At 33.4% G+C, this 24,060-nt stretch carries 42 protein-coding genes; all 42 read left to right on the plus strand.

Going from position 1 to position 24,060, the window contains the following annotated elements; translation table 11 throughout:
- Window positions 1-3 precede the first annotated feature (3 nt).
- Window positions 4-1,197 carry an elongation factor Tu gene (gene tuf, locus JOC70_RS05265; RefSeq protein ID WP_204597869.1) on the plus strand — a complete coding sequence of 398 codons (1,194 nt, stop codon included), beginning with the start codon at window positions 4-6 and terminating at the stop codon, window positions 1,195-1,197.
- Between the two features lie 384 nt (window positions 1,198-1,581).
- Complete coding sequence (gene rpsJ / locus JOC70_RS05270) at window positions 1,582-1,890, plus strand: 30S ribosomal protein S10 (protein ID WP_204597870.1); 309 nt, start codon at window positions 1,582-1,584, stop codon at window positions 1,888-1,890.
- A 79-nt stretch (window positions 1,891-1,969) separates the two neighbouring features.
- Complete coding sequence (gene rplC, locus JOC70_RS05275) at window positions 1,970-2,599, plus strand: 50S ribosomal protein L3 (protein WP_204597871.1); 630 nt, start codon at window positions 1,970-1,972, stop codon at window positions 2,597-2,599.
- 24 nt (window positions 2,600-2,623) lie between these two features.
- Complete coding sequence (rplD, locus tag JOC70_RS05280) at window positions 2,624-3,244, plus strand: 50S ribosomal protein L4 (RefSeq protein ID WP_204597872.1); 621 nt, start codon at window positions 2,624-2,626, stop codon at window positions 3,242-3,244.
- Window positions 3,244-3,537, plus strand: coding sequence for a 50S ribosomal protein L23 (gene rplW, locus JOC70_RS05285; protein ID WP_204597873.1), 294 nt, complete (start codon window positions 3,244-3,246; stop codon window positions 3,535-3,537). Before rplD ends, rplW begins: the two co-directional genes overlap by 1 nt.
- Window positions 3,538-3,596: 59 nt before the next feature.
- On the plus strand, window positions 3,597-4,427 hold the full coding sequence (rplB, locus tag JOC70_RS05290; RefSeq protein ID WP_204597874.1) for a 50S ribosomal protein L2: 831 nt from the start codon (window positions 3,597-3,599) through the stop codon (window positions 4,425-4,427).
- Window positions 4,428-4,494: 67 nt separating this feature from the next.
- Entirely contained in the window at window positions 4,495-4,779 is a 285-nt protein-coding gene (rpsS, locus tag JOC70_RS05295; RefSeq protein WP_035306427.1) for a 30S ribosomal protein S19, read from the plus strand.
- 21 nt (window positions 4,780-4,800) lie between these two features.
- Window positions 4,801-5,136, plus strand: coding sequence for a 50S ribosomal protein L22 (rplV, locus tag JOC70_RS05300; protein WP_035306430.1), 336 nt, complete (start codon window positions 4,801-4,803; stop codon window positions 5,134-5,136).
- Window positions 5,137-5,154: 18 nt separating this feature from the next.
- Entirely contained in the window at window positions 5,155-5,823 is a 669-nt protein-coding gene (gene rpsC, locus JOC70_RS05305; RefSeq protein WP_035306432.1) for a 30S ribosomal protein S3, read from the plus strand.
- Between the two features lie 17 nt (window positions 5,824-5,840).
- Complete coding sequence (rplP, locus tag JOC70_RS05310) at window positions 5,841-6,284, plus strand: 50S ribosomal protein L16 (protein WP_204597875.1); 444 nt, start codon at window positions 5,841-5,843, stop codon at window positions 6,282-6,284.
- Entirely contained in the window at window positions 6,274-6,486 is a 213-nt protein-coding gene (gene rpmC / locus JOC70_RS05315) for a 50S ribosomal protein L29 (protein ID WP_035306437.1), read from the plus strand. Before rplP ends, rpmC begins: the two co-directional genes overlap by 11 nt.
- 19 nt (window positions 6,487-6,505) lie before the next feature.
- Window positions 6,506-6,760, plus strand: coding sequence for a 30S ribosomal protein S17 (gene rpsQ, locus JOC70_RS05320; protein WP_097027212.1), 255 nt, complete (start codon window positions 6,506-6,508; stop codon window positions 6,758-6,760).
- Between the two features lie 31 nt (window positions 6,761-6,791).
- A complete protein-coding gene (rplN, locus tag JOC70_RS05325; RefSeq protein ID WP_035306444.1) occupies window positions 6,792-7,160 on the plus strand; it encodes a 50S ribosomal protein L14 in 369 nt (122 codons plus the stop codon).
- 18 nt (window positions 7,161-7,178) lie between these two features.
- Complete coding sequence (rplX, locus tag JOC70_RS05330; RefSeq protein WP_204597876.1) at window positions 7,179-7,499, plus strand: 50S ribosomal protein L24; 321 nt, start codon at window positions 7,179-7,181, stop codon at window positions 7,497-7,499.
- A gap of 21 nt (window positions 7,500-7,520) precedes the next feature.
- The gene (gene rplE, locus JOC70_RS05335; RefSeq protein ID WP_035306451.1) at window positions 7,521-8,063 is read left to right on the plus strand and encodes a 50S ribosomal protein L5; all 543 of its coding nucleotides are present in this window, start codon (window positions 7,521-7,523) and stop codon (window positions 8,061-8,063) included.
- A 16-nt stretch (window positions 8,064-8,079) separates the two neighbouring features.
- A complete protein-coding gene (locus JOC70_RS05340; RefSeq protein ID WP_035306453.1) occupies window positions 8,080-8,265 on the plus strand; it encodes a type Z 30S ribosomal protein S14 in 186 nt (61 codons plus the stop codon).
- Window positions 8,266-8,292: 27 nt separating this feature from the next.
- Window positions 8,293-8,691 (plus strand): 30S ribosomal protein S8, encoded by a 399-nt coding sequence (gene rpsH / locus JOC70_RS05345; protein ID WP_035306457.1) that lies wholly within the window; start codon window positions 8,293-8,295, stop codon window positions 8,689-8,691.
- Window positions 8,692-8,713: 22 nt separating this feature from the next.
- Window positions 8,714-9,256, plus strand: a complete 543-nt coding sequence (rplF, locus tag JOC70_RS05350; protein ID WP_204597877.1) for a 50S ribosomal protein L6 — start codon at window positions 8,714-8,716, stop codon at window positions 9,254-9,256.
- Between the two features lie 20 nt (window positions 9,257-9,276).
- Window positions 9,277-9,636, plus strand: coding sequence for a 50S ribosomal protein L18 (rplR, locus tag JOC70_RS05355; protein ID WP_035306462.1), 360 nt, complete (start codon window positions 9,277-9,279; stop codon window positions 9,634-9,636).
- Window positions 9,637-9,652: 16 nt separating this feature from the next.
- Complete coding sequence (gene rpsE / locus JOC70_RS05360; protein WP_035306466.1) at window positions 9,653-10,150, plus strand: 30S ribosomal protein S5; 498 nt, start codon at window positions 9,653-9,655, stop codon at window positions 10,148-10,150.
- 12 nt (window positions 10,151-10,162) lie between these two features.
- Entirely contained in the window at window positions 10,163-10,345 is a 183-nt protein-coding gene (rpmD, locus tag JOC70_RS05365; protein WP_035306470.1) for a 50S ribosomal protein L30, read from the plus strand.
- 19 nt (window positions 10,346-10,364) lie between these two features.
- A complete protein-coding gene (rplO, locus tag JOC70_RS05370; protein WP_035306474.1) occupies window positions 10,365-10,805 on the plus strand; it encodes a 50S ribosomal protein L15 in 441 nt (146 codons plus the stop codon).
- Complete coding sequence (gene secY, locus JOC70_RS05375; protein WP_204597878.1) at window positions 10,805-12,082, plus strand: preprotein translocase subunit SecY; 1,278 nt, start codon at window positions 10,805-10,807, stop codon at window positions 12,080-12,082. Before rplO ends, secY begins: the two co-directional genes overlap by 1 nt.
- Before the next feature lie 22 nt (window positions 12,083-12,104).
- A complete protein-coding gene (locus JOC70_RS05380) occupies window positions 12,105-12,755 on the plus strand; it encodes an adenylate kinase (RefSeq protein ID WP_204597879.1) in 651 nt (216 codons plus the stop codon).
- The gene (gene map / locus JOC70_RS05385; protein ID WP_204597880.1) at window positions 12,756-13,508 is read left to right on the plus strand and encodes a type I methionyl aminopeptidase; all 753 of its coding nucleotides are present in this window, start codon (window positions 12,756-12,758) and stop codon (window positions 13,506-13,508) included.
- 11 nt (window positions 13,509-13,519) lie between these two features.
- A complete protein-coding gene (locus tag JOC70_RS05390; protein ID WP_204597881.1) occupies window positions 13,520-13,801 on the plus strand; it encodes a KOW domain-containing RNA-binding protein in 282 nt (93 codons plus the stop codon).
- 6 nt (window positions 13,802-13,807) lie between these two features.
- Window positions 13,808-14,026, plus strand: coding sequence for a translation initiation factor IF-1 (gene infA / locus JOC70_RS05395; protein WP_035306489.1), 219 nt, complete (start codon window positions 13,808-13,810; stop codon window positions 14,024-14,026).
- Between the two features lie 15 nt (window positions 14,027-14,041).
- Window positions 14,042-14,155 carry a 50S ribosomal protein L36 gene (gene rpmJ / locus JOC70_RS05400; protein WP_003373491.1) on the plus strand — a complete coding sequence of 38 codons (114 nt, stop codon included), beginning with the start codon at window positions 14,042-14,044 and terminating at the stop codon, window positions 14,153-14,155.
- Between the two features lie 123 nt (window positions 14,156-14,278).
- Complete coding sequence (gene rpsM / locus JOC70_RS05405; protein WP_204597882.1) at window positions 14,279-14,650, plus strand: 30S ribosomal protein S13; 372 nt, start codon at window positions 14,279-14,281, stop codon at window positions 14,648-14,650.
- A gap of 29 nt (window positions 14,651-14,679) precedes the next feature.
- A complete protein-coding gene (rpsK, locus tag JOC70_RS05410; protein ID WP_035306494.1) occupies window positions 14,680-15,078 on the plus strand; it encodes a 30S ribosomal protein S11 in 399 nt (132 codons plus the stop codon).
- Window positions 15,079-15,107: 29 nt separating this feature from the next.
- On the plus strand, window positions 15,108-15,728 hold the full coding sequence (gene rpsD / locus JOC70_RS05415) for a 30S ribosomal protein S4 (RefSeq protein WP_204597883.1): 621 nt from the start codon (window positions 15,108-15,110) through the stop codon (window positions 15,726-15,728).
- Window positions 15,729-15,797: 69 nt separating this feature from the next.
- Entirely contained in the window at window positions 15,798-16,745 is a 948-nt protein-coding gene (locus JOC70_RS05420; RefSeq protein WP_204597884.1) for a DNA-directed RNA polymerase subunit alpha, read from the plus strand.
- Window positions 16,746-16,786: 41 nt separating this feature from the next.
- Entirely contained in the window at window positions 16,787-17,128 is a 342-nt protein-coding gene (rplQ, locus tag JOC70_RS05425; protein WP_204597885.1) for a 50S ribosomal protein L17, read from the plus strand.
- Window positions 17,129-17,198: 70 nt separating this feature from the next.
- On the plus strand, window positions 17,199-18,044 hold the full coding sequence (locus JOC70_RS05430; protein WP_204597886.1) for an energy-coupling factor transporter ATPase: 846 nt from the start codon (window positions 17,199-17,201) through the stop codon (window positions 18,042-18,044).
- On the plus strand, window positions 18,029-18,883 hold the full coding sequence (locus JOC70_RS05435; protein ID WP_204597887.1) for an energy-coupling factor transporter ATPase: 855 nt from the start codon (window positions 18,029-18,031) through the stop codon (window positions 18,881-18,883). Before JOC70_RS05430 ends, JOC70_RS05435 begins: the two co-directional genes overlap by 16 nt.
- 23 nt (window positions 18,884-18,906) lie before the next feature.
- The gene (locus JOC70_RS05440; RefSeq protein ID WP_204597888.1) at window positions 18,907-19,710 is read left to right on the plus strand and encodes an energy-coupling factor transporter transmembrane component T family protein; all 804 of its coding nucleotides are present in this window, start codon (window positions 18,907-18,909) and stop codon (window positions 19,708-19,710) included.
- Window positions 19,710-20,447: a tRNA pseudouridine(38-40) synthase TruA gene (gene truA, locus JOC70_RS05445; protein WP_204598485.1), complete on the plus strand. Its 738-nt coding sequence runs from the start codon at window positions 19,710-19,712 to the stop codon at window positions 20,445-20,447. Before JOC70_RS05440 ends, truA begins: the two co-directional genes overlap by 1 nt.
- Window positions 20,448-20,593: 146 nt before the next feature.
- Window positions 20,594-21,028 (plus strand): 50S ribosomal protein L13, encoded by a 435-nt coding sequence (rplM, locus tag JOC70_RS05450; protein WP_097027228.1) that lies wholly within the window; start codon window positions 20,594-20,596, stop codon window positions 21,026-21,028.
- Window positions 21,029-21,058: 30 nt separating this feature from the next.
- Window positions 21,059-21,451, plus strand: a complete 393-nt coding sequence (gene rpsI, locus JOC70_RS05455) for a 30S ribosomal protein S9 (protein WP_204597889.1) — start codon at window positions 21,059-21,061, stop codon at window positions 21,449-21,451.
- Window positions 21,452-21,633: 182 nt separating this feature from the next.
- Window positions 21,634-22,290: an N-acetylmuramoyl-L-alanine amidase CwlD gene (gene cwlD / locus JOC70_RS05460; RefSeq protein ID WP_204598486.1), complete on the plus strand. Its 657-nt coding sequence runs from the start codon at window positions 21,634-21,636 to the stop codon at window positions 22,288-22,290.
- Between the two features lie 267 nt (window positions 22,291-22,557).
- A complete protein-coding gene (locus tag JOC70_RS05465; protein WP_204598487.1) occupies window positions 22,558-23,535 on the plus strand; it encodes a GntR family transcriptional regulator in 978 nt (325 codons plus the stop codon).
- A gap of 61 nt (window positions 23,536-23,596) precedes the next feature.
- On the plus strand, window positions 23,597-24,010 hold the full coding sequence (mamA, locus tag JOC70_RS05470; protein ID WP_035306523.1) for a methylaspartate mutase subunit S: 414 nt from the start codon (window positions 23,597-23,599) through the stop codon (window positions 24,008-24,010).
- Window positions 24,011-24,060: the final 50 nt, after the last annotated feature.

Genomic DNA, 24,060 nt, shown 5'->3' on the forward strand with positions numbered 1-24,060 from the left:
AAAATGGCAAAGGCAAAATTTGAAAGAAACAAACCTCATGTAAACATAGGAACAATAGGTCACGTAGACCATGGTAAGACAACATTAACAGCAGCAATAACAACAGTATTATCCAAGAAGGGATTTGCAGAAGCATTTGACTATGCATCAATAGATAAGGCACCAGAAGAAAGAGAAAGAGGAATCACAATCAACACAGCACACGTTGAATATCAGACAGAAAACAGACACTATGCACACGTTGACTGTCCAGGACATGCTGACTATGTTAAGAACATGATAACAGGAGCAGCACAGATGGATGGAGCTATCTTAGTTGTAAGTGCAGCAGATGGTCCAATGCCACAGACAAGAGAACACATACTACTAGCTTCCAGAGTAGGAGTTGAAAAAATAGTAGTATTCTTAAACAAAGCAGATATGGTAGATGATCCAGAACTAATCGAATTAGTAGAAATGGAAATAAGAGAATTATTAAGTGAATACGGATTCGATGGAGACGAAGCACCAATCGTTGTAGGATCTGCACTACAAGCATTAGAAAACCAAACAGATGAAGAAAATACAAAACCAATAATGGACTTAATGGCAGCAGTAGATGAATATATCCCAACTCCAGAAAGAGCAACTGACAAACCATTCTTAATGCCAGTAGAAGATATCTTCACAATCACTGGAAGAGGAACAGTTGCAACAGGAAGAGTTGAATCAGGAATATTAAAAGTAGCTGATGAAGTAGAAGTAGTAGGATTAACTGAAGAAAAGAGAAAGACAGTAGTAACAGGAATAGAAATGTTCAGAAAGTTACTTGACTCAGCAATGGCAGGAGACAACATTGGAGCATTATTAAGAGGAGTACAGAGAGATGACATCGAAAGAGGTCAAGTATTAGCAGCACCAAATTCTGTACACCCACACAAGAAATTCGTAGGTCAGGTATACGTATTAAAGAAAGAAGAAGGCGGAAGACACACACCATTCTTCGATGGATATAGACCACAGTTCTATTTCAGAACAACAGACGTTACAGGATCAATCAAATTACCAGATGGAATGGAAATGGTAATGCCAGGAGACCACATCGACATGAAAGTTGAATTAATCACTCCAATAGCTATGGATGAAGGATTAAGATTCGCTATCAGAGAAGGTGGAAGAACAGTAGGTTCAGGTGTTGTTACTACAATAGAAGAATAATAAAAAAATTGTTGAAGATTTTCAAATCAAGGTATATACTTTAGCTATGCATAGCAAAAGAAGAGTGTTTTACACTCTTCTTTTTTATAAAGTGTAGATATATAACATATATTGGGCTGTTAGATAAAATAAAAAAAATACTTGTCAACTTTAAAGAAATAGTGTATACTATAGAAGTTGTATTGTGATAACAGCGATGAGGTAAGAGGTTGCCGGACTTCCGGGTAATTCTTAACCTAGTTAGTTTTGGTCTAGAACCAGGCGACGGTTATTTTGTGATGTGCTTCGTTGTGGTGTATAATGCAACACCCGGAGCAGTTTATAGAATATATCCGCTGTTGTACGTATGAAGTAAAGCGTGCAGGAAAAAAGGAGGGAAATTAAATGGCAAAACAAAAAATTAGAATTAGACTAAAAGCATTTGATCACACAATTTTAGATCAATCAGCTCAAAAAATTGTTGAAACTGCTAAAACATCAGGAGCAAAGGTAGCAGGTCCAGTGCCACTACCAACAGAAAAAGATGTTGTTACTATATTAAGAGCTCCACATAAGTACAAAGATTCAAGAGAGCAGTTTGAAATTAGAACTCATAAGAGATTAATTGATATCCTTAGCCCATCACCAAAGACTGTTGATGCGTTAATGAGATTAGATTTACCAGCAGGCGTTGATATTGAAATAAAATTATAATTGTAATAGATTTTACTATTACGAACTATTATGACTGCGTAATAATGTGGTCCGCTAATATGTTGAGGAGGTGTAACAATTGAAAAAAGCTATAATAGGTAAAAAGCTTGGAATGACTCAGATATTTGATGAAAACAATAAGGTGGTTCCTGTAACAGTAATTGAAGCAGGTCCATGTGTAGTTACTCAGAAGAAAACTGTTGAAAAAGATGGTTACGAGGCTATACAGGTAGGATATGGCGTAATAAAAGAAAAATTAGTTAACAAGCCATTAAAGGGTCACTTCAGCAAAGCAGGTGTAGAATCTAAAAGATTATTAAAGGAATTCAAATTAGAGAATTCTAATGATTATCAAGTAGGACAGGAATTAAAGGCAGATTTATTTGTAGCAGGAGATAAAGTTGACGTATCTGGAGTTTCCAAGGGTAAGGGATTCCAAGGTACAATAAAAAGATGGAATGGTCACAGAGGACCAATGACACACGGTTCTAAATTCCATAGATCAGTAGGTTCCATGGGAGCTTCTTCAGATCCATCAAGAACTTTCAAAAACAAGAAGATGCCTGGACACATGGGGAATAGAAATACAACTGTATTAAATTTAGAAGTTGTTAAAATTATGCCAGAAAAAAATATAATTTTAATTAAGGGCGGAGTACCAGGACCAAATAAAGGTTTTGTGGTAATAAGAAATACCGTTAAAGCTTAATTTTTGTAGAAAGGAGGATGCAGAATGCCTACAGTAGGATTATTTAATAAACAAGGTCAAAAGGTTGGAGATGTTCAATTAGCAGATAATATATTTGCTACTGAAATTAATGAGTATGCATTACATCAAGTAGTTGTAGCTCAATTAGCTAATAAAAGACAAGGAACTCAGTCTGCAAAGACAAGAGCAGAAGTTTCTGGAGGCGGAATAAAGCCTTGGAGACAAAAGGGAACTGGTAGAGCAAGACAAGGATCAACAAGATCTCCACAATGGATACACGGAGGTATTGTTTTTGCTCCAAAGCCAAGAAGTTATAGAGTTTCAATTCCAAAGTCAATGAGAAGGGTTGCTATGAAATCAGCTTTATCTGCAAAAGTTAAAGATAATAGCATGATAGTATTAGAAAATCTTGAATTAGAAACTCCAAAGACTAAGGAAATGGTTGCTATGTTGAAAGCTTTTGAAGCTAAAAAGACTTTAATTGTTACAGCTGAATCAAACGAAAATGTTTATAAATCAGCTAGAAACATTGAAGGAGTAGCAGTTATTCCAGTAAACAATTTAAATGTATATGATATTTTAAAGTATGAAAAGTTTATTATAACTAAGGATGCTGTATCTAAAGTTGAGGAGGTGTATGCATAATGAAGCTAACAAATTATGATATAATAAGAAGACCTGTTATAACTGAAAAAAGTATGGCTTCTATGGGAGATAAGCAGTACACCTTTATCGTAGATAAGCATGCTAATAAGTGCCAAATAAAAACAGCTGTTGAAGCAGTATTTGGCGTAAAGGTAGAAGAAGTGAGAACTGCAAACATTCTTGGAAAGAACAAGAGAGTTGGAGTGCACTTTGGAAAAAGACCTGATTACAAGAAAGCTGTAGTTAAACTAGCTCAAGATAGTAAAGCTATAGAATTCTTCGAAGGAATGTAATATTAAATTAAAGCGTTAGTGGCTATAAGCCAGATAAGCTAAGAAATGGAGGTTTACAAATGGCAGTTAAAACATTTAGACCTACCACTCCAAGTAGAAGACAGATGACTATGAGCACTTTTGAAGAAATTACAACAAATGAGCCAGAAAAGTCATTATTAGTTTCTTTAAGTAAAACAGGTGGTAGAAATAATACCGGTAAAATAACTGTTCGTCATCGTGGTGGCGGTGCAAAGAGAAAATATAGATTAATAGACTTCAAGAGAAATAAGGATGGAATTCCAGCTAAAGTTTCTAGCGTGGAATATGATCCAAACAGAACAGCATTTATAGCATTAGTTGTATATGCTGATGGTGAAAAGAGATACATAGTTGCTCCACACGGATTAAAAGTAGGGGATACAATTGTATCAGGACCAGAAGCTGATATAAAAGTAGGAAACTGCTTGCCATTAAAGAACATACCAGTAGGTACAATTGTTCATAATGTGGAATTAGCAAGAGGAAAAGGTGCTCAGCTTGTAAGAGCAGCAGGAAGTTCCGCACAGTTAATGGCTAAAGAAGGAGACTATGCAACTTTAAGACTTCCAAGTGGAGAAATGAGATACGTTAGAGTAGAATGTAGAGCTACTATAGGAACAGTATCAAATTTAACTAATGATATAATTAACATTGGTAAAGCTGGAAGAACAAGACATAAAGGTTTCAGACCTACAGTTAGAGGTTCTGTAATGAATCCTAATGACCATCCACACGGTGGTGGAGAAGGTAGAACACCAGTTGGACGCCCAGGTCCTCTTACTCCATGGGGCAAACCAGCACTTGGATACAAAACTAGAAAACATAAAAAATATTCAGATAGACTTATCGTTAAGAGAAGAACTAAATAATTTGAAGAGAATATTTTTATTCTCTTCAAAGATTATTATAACGGTTATATGAAGGGAGGCCATAAATTTGAGTAGATCTGTTAAAAAAGGACCTTTTATACACGAAGGACTTTTAATGAAAATAAATGAAATGAACAAAAATGGAGAAAAGAAAGTTGTAAAGACTTGGTCTAGAAGTTCAACTATTTTCCCACAGATGATTGGTCATACTATAGCAGTACATGATGGAAGAAAACATGTTCCTGTATATGTTACTGAAGATATGGTAGGACATAAATTAGGAGAATTTGCTCTAACAAGAACTTATAAAGGTCATGTAGATAAGACAGCTAAATCAAGTTCTGTTAGATAATGCGGGAAGGAGGTAATAATAATGGAAGCTAAAGCAATAGCTAAATATGTAAGAATGTCCCCAATGAAAGTGGGTATAGTTCTTGATTTAATAAGAAATAAGAATGTAAATGAGGCCTTTGCTATATTAAAATATACTCCTAAAAGAGCAGCTGTAGTTGTAGAAAAAGTTTTAAAATCAGCTGTAGCAAATGCAGAAAATAATTTAAACTTAGATATAAATACATTATATGTAGCAGAAGCTTACGCTTGTCAGGGACCTGTATTAAAGAGATTTCAACCTCATGCACAAGGTAGAGCTTTTAGAATACTTAAAAGAACTAGTCATATAACATTAGTTGTTAAAGAAAGAGCTTAAAAAGAAGGAGGGAAACAGATGGGTCAGAAAGTACATCCACACGGCTTAAGAGTTGGAGTAATTAAAGATTGGGATGCTAAATGGTATTCTGATAAGAAGAATTTTGCAGATAACTTAGTAGAAGACAATAATATAAGAGAATTCGTAAAGAAAAAATCTTATGCTGCTGGAATCTCAAAAATAGAAATAGAAAGAGCTGCAAAAAGAGTTAAGTTAAACATCTATACTGCTAAACCAGGAATGATAATTGGTAAGGGTGGTCAAGGAATAGATGCTTTAAGAAACGAACTTAAGAAGTTTGTAAAAGATGATAAAAATATATTAATAAATATAGTAGAAGTTAAAAATGCAGAAACAAATGCACAATTAATGGCTGAAAATGTTGCTCAACAGTTAGAAAAGAGAATTTCTTTCAGAAGAGCAATGAAGCAAACTATACAAAGAGCAATGAAATCAGGAGTTAAAGGTGTTAAGACTGCTTGCTCAGGAAGACTTGGAGGAGCAGACATAGCTAGAACTGAACAGTATCATGAAGGCACAATTCCACTTCAGACATTAAGAGCTGATATCGATTATGGATTTGCTGAAGCAGATACTACATTTGGTAAAATAGGAATAAAAGTTTGGGTATATAGAGGTGAAGTTCTTCCAGTTAAAAAAGAAAAAAAGGAAGAAGTTAATGCATAGGGAAGGAGGAATATGACATGTTAATGCCTAAAAGAGTTAAACATCGTAAAGTACAACGCGGCAGAATGAAGGGTAAGGCTACAAGAGGAAACTTTATAGCATATGGTGATTACGGTTTACAAGCTACTGAATGTGGTTGGATTACTAGCAATCAGATAGAATCAGCCAGAATAGCTATAAATAGATATATAAAAAGAGGAGGAAAACTTTGGATAAAGATTTTCCCAGATAAACCAGTTACTGAAAAGCCAGCTGAAACACGTATGGGTTCCGGTAAAGGTTCACCAGAGTACTGGGTAGCAGTTATAAAACCAGGTAGAGTTTTATTTGAGTTAACAGGTGTAGAAGAAAAGGTTGCTAGAGAAGCTATGAGACTTGCATCACACAAACTACCTGTGTCAACTAAATTTGTAAAAAGATCAGACTTTGAGGAAATGGGTGGTGAAATCAATGAAGGCTAAAGAATTACAAGAATTAAGACAAAACAACCCACAAGATTTAGAGGGTAAATTAAATGACCTTAAGGGCGAATTATTTAACCTAAGATTTCAATTAGCTACTGGCCAATTAGAAAACCCAATGAGAATAAGAGAAGTTAAAAAATCTATAGCCCAGATTAAAACCATCCTTAGAGAAGCAGAACTAAGGACTATTGAGCAGTAATTGAGAGGAGGTTCATCCTGTGGAAAGAAAATTAAGAAAGACAAGATTAGGTAGAGTTGTTTCTGATAAAATGGATAAGACAATTGTTGTTGCAGTTGAAACAAAAGTTCGTCATCCACTATACGGAAAAACAATTAATAGAACAACTAAATTTAAAGCTCATGATGAAAATAATGAAGCAAAGATGAATGATAGAGTAGTAATAATGGAAACTAGACCATTATCTAAAGATAAAAGATGGAGACTTGTAGAAATAGTAGAAAAAGCAAAATAATAGTTACAAAGGCTGAAAGGAGGGTATTTGAATGATTCAGCAGCAAACTATACTAAAAGTTGCAGATAACTCTGGTGCTAAAGAAATAATGTGTATTAGAGTATTAGGTGGATCAAAAAGAAAATGGGGTAACATAGGCGATATAATCGTTGCTAGTGTTAAGAGTGCAACACCAGGCGGTGTTGTTAAAAAAGGTGAAGTAGTTAAAGCCGTTATAGTAAGATCTGTTAAAGGATTAAGAAGAGCAGACGGATCATACATAAGATTTGATGAAAATGCGGCTGTTATAATAAAAGATGATAAGCAGCCAAAGGGTACTCGTATCTTTGGACCTGTAGCTAGAGAGATAAGAGACAAAGAATTCACAAAAATTTTATCCTTAGCACCAGAAGTTCTATAGGATAGGGAGGTGACTTGAATGCAGAATAAAATACATGTTAGAAAACAGGACACTGTAATGGTTATATCTGGTAAAGATAAAGGCAAAATAGGTGAAGTTGTAAGTGTATCACCTAAGACTAACAAAGTATTAGTTAAGGGTGTTAATTTAATTACAAAACACCAAAAACCAAGCAAAGAGAATATGCAGGGTGGAATAGTTCATAAAGAAGCACCTATATATAGTTCCAAAGTTATGTTATACTGCACAAAGTGCAAATCAGTAACAAGAATAAGTCATAAGTTATTAGATGACGGAACTAAGGTAAGAGTTTGTAAAAAGTGTGGAGAAACATTCTAATCTTGAAAGGAGGTTTACTTAATGAATCCAAGATTACAAGAAAAGTATGAAAAAGAAGTTGTACCAGCTTTAATGGAAAAGTTCGGATATAAAAATATAATGGAAGTTCCAAAGCTTGATAAAATAGTTATTAACATGGGTATTGGAGAAGCTAAGGATAATCAGAAGGTATTAGAATCAGCTGTTAGCGATTTAACTATAATAGCAGGTCAAAAGCCAATATTAACAAGAGCTAAAAAATCTATTGCTAACTTCAAAATTAGAGAGAACATGGCGATAGGATGTAAGGTAACATTAAGAAAGAACACAATGTATGAATTTGCAGATAAGTTAATGAATGTAGCTCTTCCAAGAGTTAGAGACTTTAGAGGAATCTCTGATAAGTCTTTTGATGGTAGAGGAAATTATTCATTAGGACTTAAAGAACAATTAATATTCCCAGAAATTGAATATGATAAAATTGATAAAGTTAGAGGAATGGATATAACATTTGTAACTACTGCAAAGACTGACGAGGAAGCTAGAGAATTATTAAGATTCCTTGGAATGCCATTTGCTCAGTAATTAAGGAGGGAAAACTGTGGCACGTAAAGCTTTGATAGAAAAATGGAAAAAAGAACCTAAGTATTCCACTAGAGCTTATACAAGATGTAGAATATGTGGTAGACCACACGCTGTGCTAAGAAAGTTTGGTATATGCCGTATTTGCTTTAGAGAACTTGCATATAAAGGACAGATACCAGGATGCAAGAAAGCTAGCTGGTAATATAGAATAGGAAAGGAGGCACATTAAATGGTAATGACTGACCCAATTGCTGATTTATTAACTCGTATAAGAAACGCAAATATAGTTAAACATGAAACTGTAGAAATACCTTCTTCAACTATAAAGAAGGCTATTGCAAACATAATGTTACAAGAAGGATATATAAAGAACGTTGAGGAATATACTGACGGATCAGTTCCAATGTTAAAAGTAACAATGAAATATGGTCAGAATAAAGAGAAGACTATTACTGGTTTAAAGAGAATATCAAAACCAGGATTAAGAGTATATTGCAGAAAAGAAGAGATTCCTAGAGTGTTGAATGGATTAGGAGTAGCTATCGTATCAACTTCAAAAGGAATAGTTACAGATAGAGAAGCAAGAAAATTAGCTGTAGGCGGAGAAGTTCTTTGCTACATATGGTAATTAGGAAACAGGAGGTGTAATTATGTCAAGAATTGGTAGACTTCCAATAGCTATACCTAATGGTGTAACTTTCGCAGTAACACCAGACAACGTTGTTACTGTAAAAGGACCAAAGGGTGAACTTGTTAAAGCTATGAACACTGCTATTAATATAGCTGTTGAAGATAATTCTGTTGTAGTAACAAGAGATAATGATCAAAAACAAAACAGAGCTCTTCATGGATTAACAAGAGCTTTAATCAATAATATGATTATTGGAGTAACTGAAGGATACAAAAAAACTTTAGAATTAGTTGGTGTAGGTTATAGAGCTCAAGTACAGGGAAATAAATTAGTAATGAGCTTAGGATTCTCACATCCAGTTGAAATAGAACCAGTAGAAGGTGTTCAATTCCAAGTTGAAGGAAATAACAAGGTAGTAGTTAGCGGTATAGATAAACAAAAGGTAGGAAACGTTGCTGCTGATATAAGAAGTTGGAGAAAACCTGAACCTTACAAAGGAAAAGGTATTAAGTATGATAACGAAGTTATTAGACGTAAGGAAGGTAAGACTGGTAAGAAATAATAAGAAAGGAGTGAGTTTCAATGATTAATAAGCAAGATAGACAAGAATCAAGAGTGAGACGTCACATAAGAGTTCGTAAAAAAGTTTTTGGAACTCCTGAAATGCCAAGACTTGCAGTATATAGAAGCGAAAAAAACATATATGCTCAGATAGTTGATGACATAAATGGAGTAACTTTAGTTTCAGCTTCCAGTTTAGAAAAAGAATTCAGTGCAGTTGGAAGCAATAAAGAAGGAGCTAAATTAGTAGGCCAGTCCGTAGCTAAAAAAGCTATAGAAAAAGGAATTACTAAAGTAGTATTTGATAGAGGCGGATACATTTATCACGGAAGAGTGCAACAACTTGCCGAAGGTGCAAGAGAAGCAGGTTTACAATTCTAATAAAGGAGGGAAATAAATGAGAATAGATCCTAGCACTTTAAACTTGAAGGAAAAAGTGGTTTTTATTAATAGAGTTGCTAAGGTTGTTAAAGGTGGTAGAAACTTTAGATTTAGCGCCCTCGTTGTAGTAGGAGACGAAAATGGTCATGTAGGCGTAGGTATGGGAAAATCTATAGAAATACCTGAAGCAATTAGAAAAGGCATAGAAGACGCAAAGAAGAATTTAGTGGAAGTTGCAATGGTTGGAACTACAGTTCCACATAATATAGAAGGTAAATTCGGTACTGGAAGAGTACTTATAATGAAATCTAAAGAAGGTACAGGAGTTATAGCTGGGGGTCCAGTTAGAGCAGTACTTGAACTAGCAGGATTAAAAGATGTTAGAGCAAAATCTTTAGGTTCCAATAACCCAAGAAACATGGTTAATGCAACTATCGACGGTTTATCAAAAGTAAGAACAGCTGAGCAAATAGCTAAGCTAAGAGGAAAAACCGTTGAAGAGATCTTAGGTTAGGAGGGAATAGCCTTGGCTAAACTTAAAATTACTTTAAAAAGAAGTACAATTGGTAGAAGAAAAGATCAGATAGCTACAGTTACCGCTCTTGGATTAAAGAAAATCGGTAAAACTGTTGAACATGATGACACTCCTCAAATTAGAGGAATGATAAATAAGGTAAGCTACCTTTTAGATGTAGAAGAAGTACAGTAAAAGAGGAGGTGTAACTATAATGAAACTTCACGAATTAAGACCAGCAGAAGGTTCTAGAAAAGCTCCTAAAAGAGTCGGAAGAGGTACAGGTTCTGGCCTTGGAAGAAATGCAGGTAAGGGAGAAAAGGGACAGAATGCTAGATCAGGCGGCGGTGTAAGACCAGGATTTGAAGGTGGCCAGATGCCTTTATATAGAAGATTACCTAAAAGAGGATTTACGAACATATTTGCAAAAGAATATGCTACTATAAATGTAGATAGATTAAACATATTTGAAGATGGAACAGAAGTAACTCCAGAAGTATTAATGGAAAATGGAGTAATAAGCAAAGTATACGATGGAGTTAAAATTCTTGGAAACGGCGAATTAACTAAGAAGTTAACTGTAAAAGCTACAAAGTTCTCCAAGGCAGCAGCTGAAAAGATTGAGACAGCTGGAGGAAAAGTTGAGGTGATATAATGTTATCAACCCTACGTAATGCCTGGAAAGTTCCAGATCTAAAAAAGAGACTAATATTTACATTTTTTATGTTAGCTCTTTTTAGAATGGGTAATTTTATCCTTGTTCCTGGAATAGATCGAACTAAGTTACAAGCTCTTTCACAGGGTGGAAACTTGTTTGCTTTTTATGACTTGATATCTGGTGGTGCTTTCAGTAATTTTAGTATATTTGCAATGGGTGTAGGGCCGTATATTAACTCATCCATTATTTTTCAACTGTTAACTATTGCTTTACCTTCTTTAGAACAACTTTCTAAAGAAGGAGAAGATGGTAGAAAGAAGATTCAGCAATATACTCGTTATGGAGCTATATTCTTTGCCATAGTTCAGGCGTTTAGTACGTATGCTATAATTTCAAGAGCTGGGGCACTACAAGATGCATCAAGGCTAAACATGTTCTTGATTATTCTTACTTTAACGACAGCATCCACATTTTTAATGTGGTTTGGAGATAAGATTACTGTAAAAGGTGTAGGTAATGGTATATCACTCTTAATATTTGTCAATATTATATCTGGGATTCCAAATACTATATATCAAGTTGCTGCATTACAGAAGGTAGAAGAAGTAAACTTTATACAAGTGATAATGTTTGCTGCTCTAGCAGTAGCTTTATTTATAGTAGTAGTTATCATGAGTTTAGCAGAGAGAAGAATTCCTGTTCAATATGCAGGTAAGACTGTAGGCGGTAGGGTATATAAAGGACAATCAACTCATATTCCTATTAATGTTAACTCAGCAGGAGTTATAGGAATTATATTTGCTATGTCAGTTATGCAGTTTCCTGCCACTATAGGTGCTATTTGGCCAGAATCTAAATTTTATACTTTTGTTACAGGAAGTAAATTTAGTTTGTTCAAAGAAGGAAGCTTGCAGTATATGCTTATATATTTTATCCTTGTAATATTTTTTACATGGTTTTATACTCAGGTTACTTTTAAGCCAGATGAAATGGCTGAAAACATGCATAAATCATCAGGATTCATTCCAGGAATAAGACCTGGAGATTCGACTGCTAACTATATAGATAAGATATTAACAAGAATATCTATACTAGGAGGTATTTTTGTTGCTATGATAGCTATTCTTCCTATAATTATAGCAAATAGTACTCCATTTAAAGGAGTTTACTTTGGTGGTACAGGATTATTAATAATGGTCAGTGTAGCGCTTGAAGCTGTAAGACAAATAGAATCACAGTTGGTTATGAGACATTACCAAGGATTCTTAAAGTAATATATAATTGGAGATGGTTTAGTTGAATATAATTTTATTAGGTCCTCCAGGAGCTGGAAAAGGGACTCAGGCTAAATTAATAAGTGAAAAGTATTCCATACCACATATATCTACAGGAGATATTTTTAGAAAGAATATTTCTGAAAAAACGCCCCTAGGAGTAAAGGCAAAAAGTTACATGGATAAGGGTCAGTTAGTTCCAGATGAGTTAACTATAGATCTAGTTAAAGACAGATTACAACAAGATGATTGTAAGAATGGATTTCTTCTAGATGGATTCCCAAGAACAGTTGCACAAGCAGAAGCATTAGATGAATTTTTACATGAAAATAACCAAAGCATAAATTCTTCACTTTTAATAGATGTTCCTCATGAGTATATACTTGAGAGAATGACTGGAAGAAGAGTTTGTAATTCATGTGGAGCAAGTTATCATGTGAAGTTCAATCCTTCAAAAATTGAAGGAAAGTGTGATGTTTGTGGAAGTGAGCTAATTCAAAGAAAAGATGATTCAGAGGAAACAGTTAGAGAAAGACTTGACGTTTATTCAAAGCAGACGCAACCTTTAATTCAGTACTATAGTAATAAGGAAGTGTTATCTACTATAGATGGTACAAGAGAAATAAAAGAAGTATTTGAAAATATTTCTGATATTTTGGGGAGCGAAAAATAAATGATATTAATTAAAAATGATATGGAAATTGAATATATGAGGCAAGCAGGTAAAGTTGTGGGTGACACTCTAGCAAAACTTCAAGAGGTTATAAAGCCTGGTATAACTACTGCAGACTTGGATAAAATAGCTGAGGAATTTATTGCAAAAAGAGGCGCTAAGCCATCTTTTAAAGGGTATCATGGATTCCCAGCTTCCATATGTACATCGGTAAATAGTGAAGTAGTACATGGAATTCCTTCTAAAGATAGAGTGCTTCAAGAAGGCGATATAATAAGCATAGATTGCGGAGCTATACTTAATGGGTACCATGGTGATGCGGCAAGAACATTTGCTGTAGGGAATATATCCAAGGAAGCAGAGCAACTAATTAATGTAACTAGAGAAGGTTTTTTCAAAGGCATAGAAAAGGCTATAGTAGGTAATAGACTAACAGATATTTCACACTCAATTCAAATGTATGTGGAAGGTTTTGGATATTCTATTGTTAGAGACTATGTTGGTCATGGTATAGGAAGAGATATGCATGAAGCTCCTGAAGTTCCTAACTTCGGTAGACCTGGAAGAGGACCAAAATTGACTAAGGGTATGGTGCTAGCCATAGAGCCGATGGTAAATATAGGCGCATATCAAGTTTTTGTAGAAGATAATGAATGGACAGTAGGAACAAGTGATAATAGCTTATCTGCTCATTATGAAAATACAGTAGCTATCTTAGAAAATGGACCGGAAATATTAACACTAGGTCAGTAGAGGTGAATAATTTGGAACAAAACGACCACATTGGCAAGATAGTGTATTCTAAAGCTGGAAGAGATAAGGATAGGCTTTTTGTGATTGTTGCAAAGCTAAATGAAGAGTATGTATATATTTCAGATGGAAGCTTAAGACTAATAGAAAATCCTAAAAAGAAGAAAATCAAACACTTATCTTTTACCAACATATTATCACAGGAAATAAGAGAATTAATACTATCAGGAAATACAATTAATAATTCATTAATTAGAAAGTTTTTGCAGTCTCACGACATGAATAAGGAGGTTTGAGACCTTATGTCAAAGGAAGATGTAATTGAAATGCAGGGTACTGTATTAGAAGCTTTACCTAATGCAATGTTTGAAGTAGAACTAGAAAGTGGTCATAAGATATTAGCACATATTTCTGGAAAGCTAAGAATGAATTTTATTAAAATTTTACCAGGTGATAAAGTAACTGTTGAGTTATCTCCATATGATTTGACACGTGGAAGAATAACCTGGAGAGCAAAGTAATAAGGAGGGTTAGCTATGAAAGTAAGACCATCTGTTAAACCTATATGCGAAAAATGTAAAGTTATTAAAAGAAAAGGCAGAGTTATGGTTATCTGTGAAAACCCAAAACATAAGCAAAAACAGGGTTAGTTAAAGTCAATAATGTTTTAGGTGCGGCTGACGTTAGAAGCTAGTCTTTCTAATGGCCTAAACTTTAGATATAAATAAATTCATATTACTCATAAAGAAGATATTCAGGAGGTGTAAATTTTAATGGCAAGAATAGCAGGTATTGACCTACCAAAGGAAAAAAGAATAGAAATAGGCATAACCTACATTTATGGAATTGGATTACCAACAGCTCATAAAATTCTTAAAGAAACAGGAGTAAATCCAGACACAAGAGTTAGAGATTTAACTGAAGAAGAAGTAAACTCATTAAGAGACTATATAAATAAGAATTTAATAGTTGAGGGTGATTTAAGAAGAGATATCGCTCTTGATATAAAGAGATTAATGGAAATAGGATCTTACAGAGGAATAAGACACAGAAAAGGTCTTCCAGTAAGAGGTCAGAAAACTAAGACCAATGCTAGAACTAGAAAAGGTCCTAAGAAAATGGTTGCGAGCAAAAAGAAGAAATAAGATCTAATAATAAATAAGGAGGGATAAAGATGGCAGCTGGATCAAAGGTTAAAAAGACAAGAAGAAGAAAAGAGAGAAAAAATGTTGAACATGGTTGTGCTCATATACAATCAACTTTCAACAATTCTATAGTTACTATAACTGATGCCGTTGGAAATGCATTATCTTGGTCAAGTGCAGGAGGCTTAGGATTTAGAGGCTCAAGAAAGAGTACTCCATTTGCAGCTCAGATGGCAGCAGAAACTGCAGCAAAAGCAGCTATGGAACACGGTTTAAAGAGTGTAGAAGTTTTAGTTAAAGGACCAGGAGCAGGTAGGGAAGCGGCTATAAGATCACTACAGGCAGCTGGACTTGAAGTAACTTTAATAAAAGATGTTACTCCAATACCACATAATGGTTGTAGACCACCAAAGAGAAGAAGAGTCTAATATTATAGTAATAGGAGGTGTAATTTTAAATGGCAAGATATACTGGAGCAGTTTGCAGACTTTGTAGAAGAGAAGGATTAAAGCTATTCCTTAAAGGAGATAGATGTTATACAGATAAATGTGCTATCGCAAGAAGAGGATACGCACCTGGACAACATGGACAGAATAGAAAGAAGATCTCTAACTATGGATTACAGTTAAGAGAAAAGCAGAAAGCTAAGAGAATATACGGGTTATTAGAAAAACAGTTCAGAATGAATTATGATAGAGCTGAAAGAGTAAAGGGTATAACAGGTGAAAACCTATTAAAGCTTCTTGAAATGAGACTTGATAATGTAGTTTATAGATTAGGCTACGGAAGTTCAAGAAAAGAAGCAAGACAGTTAGTAACTCATGGACATTTCTTAGTAAATGGAAAGAAAGTAGATATACCTTCTTACCAAGTAGCTGTAAATGATGTTATAACTGTATGTGAGAAGAGCAGAGCTAGTGAAACTTTCAAAGTATTTGCTGAAAATCCAAAAACTTTACCAAACTGGTTATCTGGAAATCCAGAAAACTTTGAAGGTAAAGTAATAAGCGAACCAGCAAGAGTTGATATAGATGTTCCTGTAAACGAAACATTAATAGTTGAGTTATACAGCAAATAATAATTAACTTAATTAAAAGAATCAGTTGCCCTCAACGTCAATTTATATAAATAAAAAGGAGGGTTCTAAATGTTAGAAATAGAAAAGCCTAAAATAGAATGTGTAGAAATGGCTGAAGATGGTTCATATGGCAAGTTTGTTATAGAGCCACTAGAAAGAGGCTATGGAACAACCCTAGGAAATGCTTTAAGAAGAATATTACTTTCTTCATTACCTGGAGCAGCTGTTAATCACATAAAAATTGAAAATGTCCTTCATGAGTTTTCTACTGTTAAGGGAGTAAAAGAGGATGTAGCTGAGTTAATACTAAACATAAAGATGTTAGCTTTAAAAATGAATGGTGATGGGCCTAGAACTATATATATAGATGCACAAGGACCAGGCGAAGTTACAGCAGGAGATATTAAGGCAGATGGTGATATAGAAATAATCAATAAAGATTTACATATAGCTACCCTTGATGATGAAGCAAGACTTTACATGGAGCTAATAGTAAATAGAGGTAGAGGATATGTCACTCAAAGCAAGAACAAGGCAGAAGGTATGCCTATAGGAACTATTCCTGTGGATTCAATTTATACTCCTATAAAGAGAGTTAACTTTACTGTTGAAAATACAAGAGTAGGTCAAATAACTGACTATGATAAGTTAACACTTGAATTATGGACTAATGGAACGATTATGCCAGATGAAGCTGTAAGCTTGTCTTCTAAAATATTAATTGAACACTTTAAATTATTTATGACTTTAACAGATCACGCAAACAACGTAGAAATAATGGTAGAAAAAGAAGAAGATAAAAAAGAAAAAGTTTTAGAAATGACTATTGAAGAATTAGATTTATCTGTTAGAAGTTATAATTGCTTAAAGAGAGCAGGAATTAATACAGTTCAAGAATTAACAGAAAAAACTATGGATGATATGATGAAAGTTAGAAATCTAGGTAAGAAATCTCTAGAAGAAGTAGAACAAAAGCTTGAAGCTTTAGGCTTAGGTTTGAAACAAAGTGAGGAATAATTCACATATAGAATTTGCGTAAAAGGTAAGGAGGTATAGAGATGGCAGGATATCGTAAATTAGGTCGTCCAACTGACCAAAGAAGAGCTATGCTTAGAAATCTAGTTACTAGTTTCTTAAAAACTGGAAAGATAGAAACTACAGAAACTAGAGCAAAAGAAGCAAAAAACTTAGCTGAAAAAATGATCACTCTAGGAAAAAGAGGAGATCTTCATGCAAGAAGACAGGCGCTTGCATTTATAACAGAAGAAGCAGTAGTTACAAACTTATTTGAAAATATAGCTCCTAAATATGCTGAAAGAAACGGTGGATATACTAGAATGTATAAAGTAGGTCCAAGAAGAGGCGATGGAGCTGAAATTGTTATACTAGAATTAGTATAACAGCTTAGGGGATTAAGGAAATAGCTTAGTCCCCGTTTTAATATATTGTTAATCACTACGAGGTGTTTAAATGAAAACAAAAATGATTGAGTGTAGGGACGTAGTGTATAAGTATGAGGAACATGGTGAGGAAAAAGTTAAGATTGCTGTGAATCACGTAAGTTTAGAAATAACTAGAGGTGAATTTGTAGTAGTTTTAGGCAGAAATGGTTCTGGAAAGTCTACTTTGGCAAAACATTTAAATGCACTTTTAATTCCTACAGAAGGAAAAGTATATGTAAATGACTTAGATACATCAGTAGCAGAAGATATATGGAGCATACGAAATGCAGCAGGAATGGTATTTCAAAATCCTGATAATCAAATAGTAGCTACTATAGTAGAAGAAGATGTTGCCTTTGGACCTGAAAATTTAGGGATAGATCCTACTGAAATACGTAATAGAGTAGATGACTCTTTAAAAAGAGTAAACATGTATGAATATAGAAAGCATGCACCTCATTTATTATCTGGTGGACAAAAGCAGCGAATAGCTATTGCAGGAGTGTTAGCTATGATGCCAAAATGCATCATTTTTGATGAGCCTACAGCTATGTTAGATCCATCAGGAAGAAGAGAAGTAGTAAAGACTATAAAAGAACTAAATAAGAAATATGGCATTACTATTATACTTATTACTCACTATATGGAAGAAGCAGTAGAAGCTGACAGAATAATTGTTATGGATTCAGGAAAGGTAATTGAAGAAGGATCGCCTAGAGAGATTTTTAGTAAAGTACAAACTATGAAAAAAACAGGCCTTGATGTACCTCAAGTGACGGAATTAGCTTATGAACTTCAAAAAGAGGGAATACATATTAATTCAGATATACTAACTATTGATGAGATGGTGAATGTGTTATGCCAATTAAAATAGAAAACTTGACTCATATATATATGAAGGGGACTCCCTTTGAAAAAGTGGCTTTAGATAATGTTTCTATAGAAATAAATAATGGAGAATTTATAGCCCTTATAGGGCATACAGGTTCTGGGAAATCTACTCTTATACAGCATATTAATGGGTTACTTAAGCCTAGCTCAGGAAATATAGTTGTAGATGATGTGAATATTACTGCTAAAGGTGTTAAGCTATCAGATATAAGGAAAAGAGTTGGATTAGTATTTCAATACCCGGAGTATCAATTATTTGAAGAAACTATAGAAAAGGATATAGCATTTGGTCCTAAAAACTTAGGGTTAAATGATGAAGAAGTAGTAAAAAGGGTCAAAAGAGCAATGAATATAGTTGGATTAGATTATGAAACCTATAAAGATAAATCTCCATTTGAATTAAGTGGAGGTCAAAAAAGAAGAGTTGCAATAGCAGGGGTTGTAGCTATGGAACCTAAGGTTCTTATATTAGACGAACCCACAGCAGGTCTTGACCCAAAAGGTAGAGATGATATATTAGGAAATATAAAGGAACTCCATAATGAATATAACATGACTATTATATTAGTTTCACATAGTATGGAGGATGTAGCAAAATTGGCTACTAGAATACTAGTGATGGATAAAGGAAAATGTATCTTAAATGGGACACCTTCTAAAATATTTAAGGAAATAAATACTTTAGAAAGTGTAGGGCTAGGAGTTCCACAAGTAACTTATTTAGTACAAAGATTAAGAGAAAAAGGCTTTGACATATCTGAAGATGTATTTACCGTAGAACAAGCTAAAACAGAGATCCTAAAGGCTTTGAAGAAAAACTAAATTTTATTGTTAGGAGAATAGCTATGATTAAAGATATTACTTTAGGACAATATATTCCAGGTGATTCTTTTGTTCATAAATTAGATCCGAGAACAAAAATCCTGATATCTTTAATATATATAATTGATTTATTTATAGTTAACAATTTTAAAGGGTATGCTTTTATAGTCTTATTTACTGGAGTAGCAGTAATAGTATCAAAAGTTCCCTTTAAATACATATATAAGGGACTCAAACCTATATTTATATTAATACTCATCACTGCTTTATTAAATATATTTATGACTAGTGGAGGAAGGATTGTTTTTAAATGGCATTTTATAACTATATATGAGCAAGGGCTAAAATTGGCAGCATTTATGGTTATAAGGCTAATATTTTTAATTATTGGAACTTCACTTCTTACTCTTACTACTTCGCCAATAGAGCTCACAGATGGTATAGAAAAATTATTAAATCCTTTTAAAAAAATAGGGCTACCGGCTCATGAGTTAGCAATGATGATGACTATAGCTTTAAGATTCATTCCTACTTTAATGGATGAAACGGATAAGATAATGAAGGCCCAGATGGCAAGGGGAGCAGATTTTGAATCTGGTAACATTATGCAAAGGGCAAAAAGTCTTATTCCTCTTTTAGTACCGTTATTCATAAGCTCTTTTAGAAGGGCAGATGAGCTAGCTATGGCAATGGAAGCACGATGCTATAGAGGTGGAGAAGGTAGAACTAGAATGAAGCAATTAAAATTTTCACAAAGAGATGTAGTAGCTTGTATAGTTATTATGTTATTAGTAGCTACATCCGTAGGAAGTAGATTTTGGATATGATCAAAAATATAAAACTTACTATCGAGTATAACGGAACTAGTTTTTATGGATGGCAAAGACAACCTAATGCTAGAACTGTACAAGGTACAATAGAAGAATGTATAGCTAAAGTTACTCAAGAAGAAGTAGAGGTTATAGGATGTAGCCGTACGGATTCAGGAGTGCATGCTAAAAGATTTGTATGTAATTTTACTACTAGTAGCAAAATACCAAGCGAAAAATTTAGTTATGCAATTAATAGAATACTTCCACCTGAAATCATAATATTAGAGTCCGAAGAAGTTTCTTTAGATTTCCATGCACGATTTAGCTGCAAAGGAAAGCGATATGTATATAGCATATTAAGCAGAACATGGCCATCTCCTATTAAAAGGGATTTTACATATCATGTTAAAGATGAATTAGATATAGATAAGATGAACGAAGCTGCAAGATATCTTATTGGGCGACATGATTTCGCATCCTTTAGAAATTTAGGGAGCAGTGTTCAATCTACTGTAAGAACAATTACAGAATTAAGTGTTATAAAAAATAATGAATTAATTGAAATCAAAGTTGCTGGAGATGGATTTTTATATAATATGGTTAGAATCATAAGTGGTACTCTGTTAGAAGTAGGACTTAACAAAAAAGAACCAAAAGATATTAAAGTTATATTAGAATCTAGAGATAGAAGAAAGGCAGGAAGATCACTGCCTGCAGCAGGGTTATGTCTAGATGAAGTATTTTATTATTAGTATAAAAATTATTGACACACCAGGTACATTGTATTATAATAAATAATGTTTGTATCTTAACATAATAGTATAAGAGATCCACTAGCCCCGGGTCTTTATATAGAACGCATATAGTTGAGTGTTTATTAGTTCAAGGAGGGAAAAGGATGAAATCATACGTTGCAAAACCAGAACAAGTTGAAAGAAAATGGTATATAGTTGATGCTGCTGGCAAACCATTAGGTAGAGTTGCTAGCCAAGTTGCTTCAATATTAAGAGGTAAGAATAAGCCAGTATTTACACCACATGTAGATACAGGAGATTTCGTTATAATAATTAATTCAGAAAAGGTAGTTTTAACAGGAAAGAAATTAGATCAGAAGATGTTAAGACACCATTCTCTATATCCAGGTGGATTAAAGGAAACTCCATACAGAGAAGCTTTAGCTAAGAAACCTGAATTTGTATTTGAAGAAGCAGTTAGAAGAATGCTTCCAAAGGGAGTACTTGGAAGACAAATGCTTAAGAAATTAAAAGTATACAGAGGTTCAGAACATAATCATGAAGCTCAGAATCCAGAAGTACTTGAATTAAAATACTAATTGGTAGAGCTTATAGAAGGAGGAGTTAAAATGGCAAAGGTTCAGTATATCGGAACTGGTAGAAGAAAGAAATCTGTTGCAAGAGTAAGATTAGTACCAGGTGAAGGAAAAGTTATAGTTAATAAAAGAGATATAGAAAATTACTTTGGATTAGAAACATTAAGAGTTATAGTTAATCAACCATTAGTATTAACAGCTACTAAAGAAAAATTTGATGTAATTGTTAACGTTCATGGTGGTGGATTTACTGGTCAGGCAGGAGCTATAAGACATGGTATATCAAGAGCTTTATTAAAAGCTGATGAAAACTTAAAGCCTGCATTAAAGCAAGAAGGATTCTTAACAAGAGATCCAAGAATGAAGGAAAGAAAGAAATACGGTCTTAAAAAGGCAAGAAGAGCGCCACAGTTCTCAAAGAGATAATATTTCACAAAAGAGAGGAAACCCCTCTCTTTTTTTATTTTTTAGAAATAATTACATAAAACTTTTTATAATAAAAAAAATATATAAGGTAAAAACTATTATAGGATTAGAAAGGAGGAATAAAAGTATTGTTAAGACAACACAAAAAAATTTGTTTTTTTTCTTTAATAGTATTAGCAATTATGGTGTGGAAATGTATACCCAGTGTATTGGCGGAAAAGGAAATAGCAAATGAAAAGTCTTCAAGGATAATTCTTTTAGATCCAGGACATGGAGGAATTGATGGAGGAGCTGTATCACCTACAGGAACCGTAGAAAAGTATATAAATTTAGATATAAGTACTAAATTAAAAAGTGAGCTAGAAAAGCAAGGATTTAAAGTGATAATGACTAGGGAAGAAGATAAAGGATTATATAGTGATAGTGGGACAGTAAGACAAAAGAAAAGAGAGGATCTTAGCAATAGATCTAAAATGATAACGGAAAGTAACTGCGATGTCTTTGTGAGTATACATTTAAATATGTTTCCTGAAAGAAAATATTATGGAGCACAAGTTTGGTATGCTAACAACGAATCTAGTAATAAACTAGCTAACATTATACAAAGTAATTTTAAAGCTTATATAGATAATCAAAATAAAAGAGTAGAAAAACCAGCTAAGGATGAATACAGGGTATTAAGAAATGTGGGAGAAATACCTGCGGTATTAATTGAATGCGGTTTTTTATCGAATGAAGTAGAAGAATCTAAGCTTAAAACTAATATATATCAAGAAAAAATAGCCAAAGTAATTGCATTATCAATACAATCATATTTTGAGAAATTAGCTGATTCATAAGTATATATAAATATTTATATGGTAACCGTAAAAATGATATAAATATTAAAATTAGTCATATGCAAGTTAATGTAAAATCATTAGGTTTTTGGTTGAAATTATAGTGAAATTTTTAATAAAAATAACTAGTCTGATTATATTGTATATAAATAGACAAAAACTTAAAAAAATTTAATGTTTTTTAAAAAACATATTGATGTTAGATATCGGTTATGTTATTATTAATTTGGTTAATGGATTAGTCCATTAGTCAAATTACCTTTGGGAGTGATTATCATAGAAATCACGATAAATAAAGGGGATAAAGTACCTCTATATATACAAGTTAAAAAGCAAATAATGAATTTAATAAAAGATGGTACTCTCAAAGTAGGATATAAAATGCCAACAGAAAGACAGTTGTCTGAAGATTTGAAAGTAAGCAGGAATACTGTCAGTATGGCTTACAGGGAATTGGAGCAAGAAGGAGTTTTAAAATCCTATCAGGGAAAAGGAACTTTTGTTGAGGAAGAAGTCAAGCTGTGGAAGCACGAGGATGTAATAGAAAAAATAGGTAAGTTTATCGATTTGGCTTTTGAAGAAGCAATAGAGACAGGAATAGATGCAGATGAGTTTTTAGGATTGGTTAATCAAAGGTTAGACGATAAAAAGAAACTTATGACTGAAATAAGCGGTATTTATGTAGAATGCAATATAGAGCAAGCTAAAATATTTGCTAAACAGCTAAGTGAGAAGACATCTATAAACTTTATGCCGATTACAGTAAACGATTTAAAATCCATGCAAGAGCAAACAGAGAAACTGTTAGAAAAATCACAAATGGTGATTACAACTTTTAATCATGTTAATGAGGTTATAAGGCTTACAAAGGCCTATAATAAAAAGGTTTTTGGAGTAGCGATTGCTCCTAATTTGGAAACCATTGTAACAATTGCAAGGTTTTCAATTGGAACTAAATTTGCTTTTGTATGTATTACAGAAGAATTTAAATTTAAAGTAAGAAGAGCTTTAGAGAGTGCTGGTTTAGGAAATATATGTGTAGAATATACAAACTCTTTTGATAAGGATCAGCTAAACAAAATTATATCTAAATCAGATGTAGTGATTGCATCTCCAGGCAGATATAATGATGTTAAGAATCTCATAAAGGATGATAAACAAATAATTAATTTTTTATATAGCTTAGATGAAGGTACTGTAAAAGCGTTAAAGTCTAAGATACTTGAAATTAGATACCTTAGATAAGTTATTAATAAGCTTACAATATATAATTTTATATATAAGAATTTTCTAGGAGGTTTTGAAAATGGAGAAAAAGACAATAGTTCTTGGAGTTATTGGTTCAGATTGCCATGCTGTAGGAAACAAAATATTAGATCATTCATTTACAGCAGCAGGCTTCAATGTTATTAACATAGGAGTTTTATCACCACAGGAAGATTTTATAAATGCAGCAATAGAAACTAAGGCAGATGCTATATTAGTTTCCTCTCTTTATGGACAGGGAGAAATTGACTGCAAAGGATTAAGACAGAAATGTGATGAAGCAGGACTTAAAGGAATAACTTTATTCGTTGGTGGAAACATAGTTGTTGGAAAGCAGAACTGGCCAGATGTTGAACAGAGATTCTTAGACATGGGATTTGATAGAGTTTACCCACCAGGAACATCACCAGAAACTAGCATAGCTGATTTAAAAGAAGCGCTAGGAATTAAATAATTAGTTAAGTAAGCTATCTATATAGTCTTACGATTGATTGGGAGTTGATT

This window comes from Clostridium pascui, assembly GCF_016908015.1.
GTDB lineage: Bacteria > Bacillota > Clostridia > Clostridiales > Clostridiaceae > Clostridium_AK > Clostridium_AK pascui.